Genomic DNA, 11,709 nt, shown 5'->3' with positions numbered 1-11,709 from the left:
TCTTTATTATATCATCTTTTTCAACAACGCCTCAATCTCAACCGGATCAGCCTGTCCCCGTGTCTCACGCATAACTTGACCAATCAAAAACTGAAGAGCTTGAGTTTTACCTTTTTTATAGTTCGCCACCGCATCCTGATTAGAAGCTATTATCTTTTTCACTAAGGCCTTTGAGTCAAAAGAACTGGGCGCCTCTTTGAGAATCTTGTTTAACTTTTTTCCTTTGCGCAGAGCCGGTATTACTGTCTGTTTAACAAAAGGACGGCTGATTTTGCCTTTTTGAAGCTGACTGATAAGCAAGATAAAATCGTTAACTTCTAAAGTTGTACCTAAATTTTCATTAACCATCCAGTCAGCAGCTAAACGACCATCTACTTTGGCGGCAACTGACATAAAGTAGTCAAACCACCTTTGTTTATTAACCAAAACTTCTACCTCTTTATCAGCCAAACTGTACTTTTCCTTTAATACTTTCCGCCTCTGTTCAGGCAAAAGAGGTAGAGCAGTCTTTAATTCTTGCAAATCAAAAACTTTAGCTGGACGCATTAAGGGTATGTCAGGCTCAGGAAAATAACGGTAGTCTGAAGCCTCTTCTTTTAATCTCATTTCCTCTGTACGTTGAAACTCCTCCAACCAAGTCAAGGTGCGTTTCCCTTTTATTTTGCTTAAATCATTAAAGTTATCTTTGAGACGTTTTTCTTCGTACTTAAGAGCGCTTTCCACCGCACGGAAAGAATTCATATTTTTTATCTCAAAAATAGGCGTCATTTTTGTGCCAGAATTAACTGATATATTGGCATCACAGCGCAACTGCCCTTTTTCCATATCAGCTTCAGAAATTTGTAAATACCTAACAAGCAACTGCAAATCTTTAAGAAAGATTTTGGCTTCCTCTGGTGAAGAAATATCAGGAGCAGTTACCACCTCTACCAAAGGTACCCCTGAACGATTAAAATCAACCAAAGAATAATCTGCTCCTGTAGGATGGATAAGTTTGCCAGCGTCCTCCTCTAAATGCACTCTGTCAATTCTTATCTTTTTACTCTTAATTTTTAGGTAGCCGTTTTTAGCTAAAGGCATATCATATTGAGATATCTGATAATTTTTAGGTAAATCAGGATAAAAATAGTGCTTGCGGTCAAACTTTGATTCTTTTGGAATTGTACAGCCAAGAGCCAAGCCAAGTTTTAATGTATAAAGAACAGCTTTCTGGTTTGGTACTGGCAAAACCCCCGGGTATCCTAAACATATAGGGCAGGTAAATTGATTCGGGTTGCCGCCGCTTTTATTGGGGCAACGACAAAACATCTTAGTCTTTGTGTTTAGTTCAATGTGGATCTCTAAACCAATTTTTGTTTGTAATTTTTGTGGCATAGCCATAATAGATACTTAAACTAGTGTAGAAATTTTAATTTCTCTAAAGCCTTTTTGAAAACTTTAACTGCTTTTTCTATCTGAAAAGAGAGAATCTCATCGTCCTCATGAACCAAACGATTTCTTAACTTGTGCGCCTCCCATAACTCTTGGTAAAAATTTGGCTCAAATAATGCTTTAGCCTCTTTAAGACGCTCTCCCAGTGTCTCTCCCTTTAATCTCTTTTCTCTTAAGGCCAACCCTAAAAGTTTATCTGCTTCCATAAGCGCTTGTTTTAAGGCAGAATCCCTTTTAACCTTTAACAGTTCTTCTACTTTCTGCCAACGCGACTGAAAATCCAAACTTTTTTTATTGCGGCGAAGAACAAAAAACATAACTATATTTTAGGTTTCTTAAAATCATCAGGCGAAATACGCTCATAGGCTCCTGCTACCTGAAAGATTAAATCTTCTCTAAACCAAGGAGCAATAAGCTGAAAAGATACAGGCAGTTCTTTATTATCCTCTTTAACAAAACCGCAAGGAACAGAAGCAGCTGGTAAGCCAGCCGGGTTAATGGGCACTGTATAGATATCAGCTAAATACATCTGTAGCGGATCGGTCATCTTCTCCCCCACTTTGAAAGCAGGGGTAGGGGAGACCGGACCCAAAAGTAAATCTGCCTTTTTAAAGGCCTTTTTAAACTCATCTTTTAGAGCTGTTCTGGCTTTTTGCGCCAAAATATAATAAGCCTCTCTGTAGCCGGCAGAAAGGACAAAAGTCCCCAGCATAATCCTCCTTTTTACTTCATCACCAAAACCTTTCCCTCTTGTCAATTCATAAGTTTGACGCAGAGATCTTGCTTTTTTACTTAAACCATAACGCAAACCATCGTATCGAGCCAAATTAGAACTTACTTCTGCCGGCATCAAAATATAATAAATAGGCAAAGCAAACTTGGCTTTAGGAACAGATACAGAAACAAATTTTACTCCTTCTTTCTGCAGTTTTATCTTCGCCTCTTCAATTTTTTCTCTCACTTTCTGATCCAATCCTTTCTGGAAAAACTCTTTGACAATACCAATCCTCAATCCTTTCAGCGGTTTGCCAATACTTTTTTCAAAATCAGGCACTTCCTTACGGGAAGAAGTAGCATCTTTTTTATCAAAACCAGAAATAATTTTTAGAACCAAAGCTGAATCTTTAACCGAAAAACTAAACGGACCTGCCTGATCCAAAGAAGAAGCCATAGCAATAATGCCATAACGGGAAACGCGACCATAAGTAGGTTTGAGACCAAAAACTCCACACAAAGAAGCCGGCTGCCTGATGCTGCCTCCGGTATCTGTACCAATACTAAAAGGATGCATCCGGGCCGCTACCGCTGCTGCCGGTCCGCCGCTTGATCCGCCTGGAACCCTATCTAAATCCCAAGGGTTGCGAGTAACTTGGAAAGCTGAACGCTCTGTAGAAGAACCCATAGCAAACTCGTCTAGGTTTGTTTTACCTAAAAGTAAAGCCCCAGCCTTAGCTAAACGCTCTGTTACCGTTGATTCATAAGGAGCTATAAAGTTTTCCAATATCTTTGAAGCCGCAGTAGTCGGCAGCCCCTTAGTTAGAAAAAGATCTTTAGCAGAATAAGGGATACCACCAAGAGGCAAATCTTTAATCTCTGAGGGTTTTATTTTTTTGACTTCCTCAAGCACTCTTTCATTAAGAGAAATAAAAGCTTTAATTTTCTTATCTAAGGTTTCTATTCTGCGCAAATAAGATTTAATTACTTCAAAAGGAGTAAAGCGCTTCTTTAAATACCCATCTTTTAGTTCAGAAATCGATAAAGAGGTTATATTCATAACTTTACCTTAAAATACGAGGCACTTTAAAAAACCGTCTTTTTCTTTGAGGAGCATTAGTTAAATAGCTTTCAGTGTCGCTTCTTTTTGGTTTTTCATCTTTACGAAAAACATTAATTTGATCCTCAAACAAAAACGGCTCTTTGTCCTCTGATTTTAATTTTCTCAATTCACTGACAAAATCAATAATCTCCGATAAATCCCGAGCCATCTTTGCTTTTTCTTTTTCTTTAAGAGAGAATCGCGCCAAAAAGGCAAGGTGGTCAACTTCTTTGCGAGTGAATTTTTTTCCCATTATGAGTTAATCAATTGCAAAAACTTTTTTTCAGATATAATCTTTATGCCATATTTTTTTGCTCGTTGCAACTTGGAACCTGGATTTTCCCCCTTCACCAAATAATCTAAATCATGCGTGACATCACTGTGGGACATACCTCCTAATTCTCTCACTTTTTCCTTGGCTTCATCACGAGACAAAGAGTTAAGAGCCCCGGTAAAACAAAAGGATTTGCCAAAAATTTTACTTTTTTTGCTACCTTTTTCCTTAAGCTCCACACGTTTTAAAAGCTCCTTAAGAAGGGATTGATTTTTTTTGTTATGGAAAAAAGTATAAATGCTTTTAGCTACTACCGTGCCTATATTAGGCACTTTTTCAATCTCTTCCAAAGAAGCTTTTTTTATTTTTTCTAAAGTTTTAAAATAACGAGCTAGATCATAAGCGGTTTGTTCTCCCACATGTCTGATACCTAAAGCATAGATAAATCGCCCCAAACCCATCTTTCTTCTGGCGCGAATACTCTTAACTAAATTTTGGGCTGATTTTTCAGCAAACCGCTCTAAAGGCTCCAGATCTCCCTCTGTTAAATCAAACAAATCTGCCGGTGTCTTAATTAATCCCTGCTCTATTAACTGACTGAGAATCTTCGGGCCCAAACCTTCAATATCAAAAGCCCCTTTAGAAACAAAATGTTGAAGCCTGCGTCTTTGCACAGAAAAACACTCTGGATTAGGACAGCGCCAAAAAGCTCCTTCTTTAACCAATTTAGTGCCGCAGCGGGGGCAATATTTAGGCATCTTAAACTTTTTGGCACCTTTGGGACGGAGCTCTTTAATAACCCGTAAAACTTCGGGAATAATATCACCAGCCTTGTAAACAACCACTGTATCGCCAATACGAACATCTTTTTCTTTTATATAATCCTCATTGTGCAAAGTGGCACGAGTCACTGTAGTACCTCTCACCTGTACTGGTTCAAGCACTGCTACCGGCGTTAAAGCTCCTGTCCGCCCCACCTGAAGAATGATGTCTTTTATTTTAGTAGTTGATTCCTCCGGCGAAAATTTATAAGCAATCATTCCTCTTGGTGCTTTACCAACCACCCCTAATTGCTCAAAAATTCGGTTATTATTAACAATAACCACCACGCCGTCAATCCAGTAAGGCAGTTTTGCTTTTGCTTTCTCCCAATGTTTCTTAAACTTCTCGACTTCCTCCAAGTTTCGACAAAGACGATTATGGGGAATTATTTTAAAACCTAAATCTTTGGCGATCTCGTGTTCTTGAGAGTGTTCTTTTTGCCCTATTTCCGTGACAATATCATAAACTACAAAATCTAAATCTCTTTCAGCTGTAATTTTAGAATCCAGTTGTCGCACACTTCCAGCAGCAGCATTTCGGGGATTAGCAAAAAGAGGAAGCCCCTTTTTCTTTCTTTGTTTGTTAAGCTTAAGAAACGATCGGGCAGACATAAACACTTCACCCCGAACCTCAAATCTACCTTTAGCCGCTCTTTGGTAGTACTTTGATTTTTTGCGTAAATGAAGGGGGATTGATTCAATTGTCTTCAAGTTTTGAGTAACATCTTCTCCAGTATGCCCGTCTCCACGTGTAGCTCCTAAAACCAAAGTTCCATTTTCATAAACCAAGCTAACAGCCAAACCATCCATTTTAAGCTCTGCAAAGTATTCAAAACGCTTCTTGTTTTTTAAAAGACGCTGATTTCTCTGCTCCCACTCTTTTAGCTCTTCTAAGCTAAAAGCATCCTCCAAAGAAAGCATCGGTACCTGGTGGGGAACTTTTTTAAACTTATCCAAAGGCTTGCCACCTACTCTTTGGGTAGGAGAATCAGCAGTTATAAGCTGGGGATACTTTTGTTCTATTTGATAAAGTTTGTGCTTTAAAGAGTCTAAAACATCATCTTCCATTATTGGCTTATCAAGAACATGGTAAGCATAACGAGCTTTTTCAATTAGACGACGCAACTTTTTTACCTCTCTTTTAGCTTCCTCAAAAGTAATATTAAGACTGGCCATATCTTAATAATTCTACTCCAACATCTGATAGTTGACAATAAGGAAATATAGTGGGTACAAACTTAAAAACCAAAACTCTTAAGAGCTTCTATTCTTTCTTCTATTGGCGGATGGGTTAAAAACAAACTCTCAAACCAATTGCTTTTGTTTTTATTTTCACGAAAAGGAGAAGCAAAATAAAGATGAGCAGTAGCTAAAGAAGCAGAACGAACACCTTGGGGATAGGAAGATATTTTTTCCAAAGCGCTAATTAATCCTTGAGGATAACGAGTCAGCTCTGCCGCTGAAGCATCAGCCAAAAACTCTCTTTTACGGGAAATAGCCAGCTGGATTAAACGGGCTGCTAATGGCGCCACCACCAGAAGAAACAACATCACTAATAACCCAATAAATCCCTCCTCACGTCTCTCCCTGTTAGAAAACCAAAACCACCTCCTTAAATAATCAGCTAAAATAACTATTGCCCCCACTAGAACTGCAATTATAGTCTGCAAACGGATATCGTAATTTTTGATATGGCTCATTTCATGAGCTAAAACAGCTCTCAGTTCTTCACGATCCAATAAATTTATCAATCCTCTTGTTACTGCCACAGCTGAATGCTGCGGATCTCTTCCGGTAGCAAAAGCATTAGGTGAATTATCCTCAATCACATAAATTTTGGGCATTGGCAAGCCGCTCCGGATAGAAAGATTTTCTACTAAACGATAGAGCTCCGCTTCCTCCTTCTTGTCCACTAAATGAGCCTTTGCCAGAGAAAGAACTATTTTGTCAGAGTAAAAATAAGCTATTAGATTATAAATCAAAGCAAAAACTACTGCCTGAACCAAAAGACTATAATCTCCGTAATACCAGGCAAAAGCATAGCCTATACCAACAACCAAAACAAAAACTAAAAAAATATAAAAGTAAGTCTTTCTGATATTAGAAGATATAAAACGATACATCTATTTTAGAAAAATACCTTATAGACGGAAATACTTAGCCAACCCACCAACTAATGGCAACTCTTTTTTTTGACCGCTTAAAACATTAACAATACCAATAATCCAAATTACAAAAAGCACAATACCGCCCAATACATCCAAAGTTAAACCAATCACAGGGATAAAGGCTAAAACCCACCAAACAAAAGTCCAGACAATACCCACTACTAAAAGAGCCAAGCCTTGTTGAATGTGGAATTTGACAAACTCAGAATCTTTTTTGAGCAAGATGGGAACCAAAACTAAAATACCTAAATAACAAAGCAGTCCCATCACCTTGTCTTCATTCACCTCAGCTGAAGAAGTTTGGGGAGTGATTTTGTTTTTCTCCATAGTTTTTCTTTAATTTATTTTTTATCTTTTGTATCTTCAAAATCTACCTCAGGAACTTTTCTGGCCTCTTCTGCTTCTGATCCTTCCAATTCAAAAAGTTTTGCCGGTTTAAAACCAAACATATTAGCTATAATGCTTGCAGGAAAAGTCTGGCAGCGAATATTATAATCCCTCACATTGGCATTATAAAATCTTCGCGCTGCTTGTATTTTGTCCTCAGTGTCCCTTAATTCTTCTTGCAACTTCTGAAAATTACCCGAAGCTTTTAGTTGGGGGTAGTTTTCTGCTACTGCAAATAAAGTCTTAAGAGTTTTATTTAATTGTCCTTCGGCCTCTGCCACCTCTTCAGGACTACCTGCTCCTAAAGCTTTAGTTCTAGCCTCTGTTACTTGCCGAAAAACATCTTTTTCGTGAGTAGCATATCCTTTTACAGTTTTAACTAAATTAGGGATGAGATTATAACGACGTTTAAGCTGCACCTCAATATCGCTCCACGCCTCTTTCATCCGTGTTTTCAAAACTACTAAACCATTGTAAGTGGCTACTAACCAAAATAAGGATAAAAGAAATAATCCAATTAATACCCAAATAAAAATCATTTTTAAGTTTTATTTTTCCTGCTCTAAACCTAACATAGAAAAATCAAAAAGACAAATTAAAAACCTGCCAAAGAAGGATTATATGATTCATTAGAAACAATAAAATAGAGAACTATATCTCCTATAGCTATCCCCTCTTTATCTTCTTTATTTTCCAACCTGGCGCTAAGCTCATAGTTTTCGCCGTCTGAAATGTATCCGTAGTAAAAATCAGGGTATTTAGGATCAGCAAAACTCCACTCTTCTCCTTCGGGCAAATATGGTTCTAAAACACTCCACAAGTTATCTGCTTCTTCAATTTTGATTTTTTCTTCAGCAACAGGATAACTGCTTTTTTCTTGGTAGTAGTTTCGCAAAGCCTGGCTAATTAATTGAAGATCGTCTTTGCGCTGCTTATCCCGTAGAGTAACAAATGAGCCATTATCTGAAGCGGTATTCTCTTTTTTCTGCTTTTGCCAAAGATTAGTAAAAGAAACAACTTTAGCAAACTCTTCATTGCCATCTTTGGCTTTATCTATATCTTCAGCTTTAAAGTTCAAGGAAAAATCAGAGGGCCGAAAAAGAAAATCAGCTTGCAAACCATAGGTACTTTCTGTCAGAAGTTTTAAACGAGACAAAGTGAAATCTTGATCTGACAAAGCTACTTCTACTTCGGGATAAATACTCCATCCAGAAAGCAAAGCATAACTAAAAACACCTTTATACCAATAAAAACCCTCATCTGCTTTAAGACGCTGGAAATTGGAATAGTTATTCAAAAACTCCAAAAAAGGATCTATACCTTGAAAACTAAAACCCAAATCAACTTTAGACCAACTTTCCTCTTTATTTCTTTTAAGATAAAGGGACTGGTCTTTTAAATAAAAAACAAAAGGAGACTCATCCAACCATTGCCAAACACCAGAAACTTCTTTGTTGTCAACAATAATCTGTCCAGAAAAAGATATCTCTTGTTGATTCAGTCCTTGATCTTTTAACCACTTTTTCAAATCATCACTGGGATTGTTAAAAACAACCTTACCTGTAAAAGAAAGGGGGGACCTGAAAACTACAGCCTTAGACCATATCATTTGAGCTGGAGGAGGACCAACTACCCTTGAGGCACCTATAGAAATAAGACCTTGCCACTCAGCCCAAACCAAACCAGTTGCTGACAAAATCAGCAAAAAGAAAACAAGAATAGCAACCAAACCCGCCTTTTTCCACCCTGAAAGTTTTGGCTTTACAGGCTTAACAGACTTAATAGGAGGCTTAGCAACTGGGGGAGAAGATGGCTTTGGTGGTAAAGGTTTAGACTGTGTCCTCCCCCAAAAAGCTTTTTTAGGCTTTGGCGAGGAGAAAAAAGGTTTAGAAAAAGCCTTTTTAGGGTAAACATTGGGAGAGATTCCTGACTGCAAAGAGCCAGCCGAAGATTGAGCCAAAGGCGGGCTAACAGGAACTTGCGCATCAGGTTTCTTGCTTGCCGCTTCTTTGCTAACAACTTTTTTTTGCTCAAAACCTTTCCCTCTACTGGACTGCTGAGGAGTTTGACTTATCTTTTCCAACATCTCTTTTGGAGGAACACGAAAAACATCTAAATCAATATCGTTGTTATTTTTTCTTTGTTCTTCAGCCATTTGCCCCTCTTTTTAACCTATTATAACAAAATAAAATTAAAACTACGATTTTGAACCTTCTACCTTTATAGTTATTTTACCTTTTTTATTGTCAATAAACAAAACCCGAGCTTTAAATTCCCCTTTTTTGTCAATTTTTGGCAAAAGAATCTTTTTGATTAAGCCCTCTGCTTTTAATCTCTCAACTACTTCTTCAGGTTTAATTGACTGGTATAATTTCCCTTTTTCATTAAGACGACGCCTAAAAGTTAAAGACGCGGGAAAACGCTCTTGAAGTTTTTTGAGCTGAGATAACTTTTTCTTTTCTGCCTCTTTTTTAGCAGTTTTCTTAGCTGCCATATCTTGCCTGATTTTCTCACTCAATCTACAAGCTAAGTCCTGCGGCAAAAGAAAATTAAAGAAATAGCCTGCTTTAACTTTTTTAATCTCACCTTTTTCGCCTAACCCCAACACTTTTTGCTTAAGCAAAACTTTAATTGTCTTAGCAGTTCTTTTGGCACTCATAACTATTATTTAGTTAATAACTCTATAGCTTTCTGGCAAACCTTATCTTTGTCAGAACAACTTTTATCTTCTGATTTAATTATTACATCAGGAGTTATACCCTTGCCGTCAATTTGATGTTTCTTGGGAGTCAACCAATAGGCTGTAGTTAAAACCAAAGAAGAACCATCATTAAATCTCTCCCAGCTCTGCATCACTCCTTTACCAAACGTCTTCTCTCCAATAACTATAGCTTTATTATAATCTTTTAGCGCACCAGCTAAAATCTCTGAGGCTGAAGCTGACCCACTATCTACCAAAATCACAACTGAATAATCTTTAAAAATAGGCTTTTTGGTAGCTTGATAATCCTTTAAATTGCCTGCTTTATCTTTTTCAAAAACAATTGGTCCTTTTTCAATAAACAAAGAGGCAATATCTACCGCTGCCTGAAAATAACCTCCCGGATTCTGTCTTAAATCAATAATAACACCTGAAAGATCTTTATTTGCTGACTGAGAAAGTGCCTGATAAAATAACGGGTATGTTTTTTCTGAAAACTGGACAACTTTTATGTAAAGAATATCACCCAAAAGACGAGTTTTTACACTTTCGTTTTCGATTTTTGCTCTTTTAATTTTAAAATCCTTCGGCTCTTTCCAGCCTTTGCGCTTAATACTCAAAATTACTTCTGTTCCCTTCTTGCCCCTGATCCAAGATACTACTTCCATCAGCGACTGGTTCTTAGTGAGCTTCCCATCTACAGCTACTATTTCGTCCCCGGAAAGCAAACCAACTTTTTCTGCCGGGGTATTAGCTAAAGGCGAAATAATAATAATTTTTCCCTCCCGTACCCCAATTTCTATTCCCACTCCATAAAACTCTTCTTCCATATTTTCAGTAAACATCTCTGTCTCTTTAGGAGTCAAAAAAGCTGAATAAGGATCATTAGTTCCGGCTATCAACCCCTTGATTGAGCTATAAAAAAGATTTTTATCATCAGCCGCATGTAAAAAGTTATAGTGAATTTTATCCCACGCCTCCCAAAAAAGAGAAAAATCAATCTTTTTAACTTTAGGTTCTTTATTAATCAACTCATAACGTAAAGGAATATTTCTCTGTACCCCCACAAAAAAGCCAAGCACAAAAGAGAACAAAAATAAAACAACACCTGAAAGAGAAAGAACTCTCTTGGGATACTTTTTAAAACCTTTTAAAAATGTTTTTATTTTTCTTGATTTCATAATAGAAACATTCCTAATTTTAACAGAATTTTAACACAAGTATACCAAAAACAGAGTTTTTTAATAGTTTTTATTTACTAAATTCAATCACCAAAAACCATCAAATAAAAATTTTGCCAGCAAAACGATTATTTATATTTTGCGCGGCCGCTAAAAATATAAAACAATATCTTTTATAAAAATAGGGATTTTCAGAGTATTTGTTGCCTATTTTATATTTTTAAGCAAAAAAGCTTTCCGATCTGAACCCATATCGACAAAAAGATCTGCTTTTTTTATTAATTTGGCAGAAGCTGTTTCAGAAAAAGCAAAGATAACCACATATATACCCCTATTTTGCAAAAACTCAACTAAATCAAGGTAGTCGCCATCACCAGAAGCTAAAACTACTACATCCAACTTGTCTACTAAGCGGATAATATCCACCACAATCCCTACATCCCAATCACCTTTTTTCATCCCACCCGGAAATACTTGAAGGTTTTTAAGTTTAACTTCAAAACCTGCCTCTTTTAAAGCTCCAAAAAATCTTTCTTCTTTGGGGATATATGCTTTTACTCCATAAGCAATAGCTCTCACCAATTGCCCTTTTCCGGCTCCAGATCTAATTATTTGTTGAAAATTTACATAAGCATTAAATAGATGTTTAGCAGAATAATACAGATTTTGTATGTCTACAAAAACTCCTATCCGTTGTCCTCTATACTCCATAAAAAAACATTATTTTCCCAACATCAACAGCTTAACACAAAATAAAAAATTTTACACTTTTAAAAACTTCGCTACTTCCTAAACCTCCCCAGCATCCACCCAAAGTATTTATTCAGGACTTTAAGGATAAGGTCATAGACTGATTCTTTGGGTTTAGCAGTAATAAAGACTAGGCTGTCAGAAAGGGATCTGTTGTTAGCTTTGTCTTTGGAGATAACT

Annotated in this window: 12 protein-coding genes; all 12 read right to left on the bottom strand. The window is 37.0% G+C overall.

Translation table 11 applies throughout. The features are described 5' to 3' along the window. Window positions 1–6: 6 nt before the first annotated feature. Entirely contained in the window at window positions 7–1,380 is a 1,374-nt protein-coding gene (gene gatB, locus J7K05_01280; protein ID MCD6194819.1) for an Asp-tRNA(Asn)/Glu-tRNA(Gln) amidotransferase subunit GatB, read from the bottom strand. 14 nt (window positions 1,381–1,394) lie between these two features. After that, on the bottom strand, window positions 1,395–1,748 hold the full coding sequence (locus J7K05_01275; GenBank protein ID MCD6194818.1) for a hypothetical protein: 354 nt from the start codon (window positions 1,746–1,748) through the stop codon (window positions 1,395–1,397). Between the two features lie 2 nt (window positions 1,749–1,750). Beyond that, entirely contained in the window at window positions 1,751–3,205 is a 1,455-nt protein-coding gene (gatA, locus tag J7K05_01270) for an Asp-tRNA(Asn)/Glu-tRNA(Gln) amidotransferase subunit GatA (GenBank protein MCD6194817.1), read from the bottom strand. 4 nt (window positions 3,206–3,209) lie between these two features. Beyond that, the gene (gene gatC / locus J7K05_01265) at window positions 3,210–3,500 is read right to left on the bottom strand and encodes an Asp-tRNA(Asn)/Glu-tRNA(Gln) amidotransferase subunit GatC (GenBank protein ID MCD6194816.1); all 291 of its coding nucleotides are present in this window, start codon (window positions 3,498–3,500) and stop codon (window positions 3,210–3,212) included. Beyond that, a complete protein-coding gene (gene ligA, locus J7K05_01260) occupies window positions 3,500–5,518 on the bottom strand; it encodes an NAD-dependent DNA ligase LigA (GenBank protein MCD6194815.1) in 2,019 nt (672 codons plus the stop codon). The genes gatC and ligA overlap by 1 nt, the downstream gene beginning before the upstream one ends. A 62-nt stretch (window positions 5,519–5,580) precedes the next feature. Next, window positions 5,581–6,465: a M48 family metalloprotease gene (locus J7K05_01255; GenBank protein ID MCD6194814.1), complete on the bottom strand. Its 885-nt coding sequence runs from the start codon at window positions 6,463–6,465 to the stop codon at window positions 5,581–5,583. A gap of 18 nt (window positions 6,466–6,483) precedes the next feature. Beyond that, window positions 6,484–6,837: a DUF4870 domain-containing protein gene (locus J7K05_01250; GenBank protein ID MCD6194813.1), complete on the bottom strand. Its 354-nt coding sequence runs from the start codon at window positions 6,835–6,837 to the stop codon at window positions 6,484–6,486. A 14-nt stretch (window positions 6,838–6,851) separates the two neighbouring features. Then, complete coding sequence (locus J7K05_01245) at window positions 6,852–7,436, bottom strand: LemA family protein (GenBank protein MCD6194812.1); 585 nt, start codon at window positions 7,434–7,436, stop codon at window positions 6,852–6,854. 56 nt (window positions 7,437–7,492) lie between these two features. Then, window positions 7,493–9,052 carry a hypothetical protein gene (locus J7K05_01240; protein ID MCD6194811.1) on the bottom strand — a complete coding sequence of 520 codons (1,560 nt, stop codon included), beginning with the start codon at window positions 9,050–9,052 and terminating at the stop codon, window positions 7,493–7,495. 42 nt (window positions 9,053–9,094) lie between these two features. Further along, on the bottom strand, window positions 9,095–9,556 hold the full coding sequence (rplI, locus tag J7K05_01235) for a 50S ribosomal protein L9 (GenBank protein MCD6194810.1): 462 nt from the start codon (window positions 9,554–9,556) through the stop codon (window positions 9,095–9,097). A 5-nt stretch (window positions 9,557–9,561) separates the two neighbouring features. Then, on the bottom strand, window positions 9,562–10,779 hold the full coding sequence (locus tag J7K05_01230; protein ID MCD6194809.1) for a S41 family peptidase: 1,218 nt from the start codon (window positions 10,777–10,779) through the stop codon (window positions 9,562–9,564). Between the two features lie 207 nt (window positions 10,780–10,986). Then, entirely contained in the window at window positions 10,987–11,490 is a 504-nt protein-coding gene (locus tag J7K05_01225) for an NYN domain-containing protein (protein ID MCD6194808.1), read from the bottom strand. Window positions 11,491–11,709 lie beyond the last annotated feature (219 nt).

It is taken from the genome of bacterium, assembly GCA_021157605.1.
GTDB lineage: Bacteria > Patescibacteriota > UBA1384 > JAGGWG01 > JAGGWG01 > JAGGWG01.
Note: the sequence above shows the minus strand (reverse complement) of the source record. Positions and strands in the feature narration are given on the sequence as shown.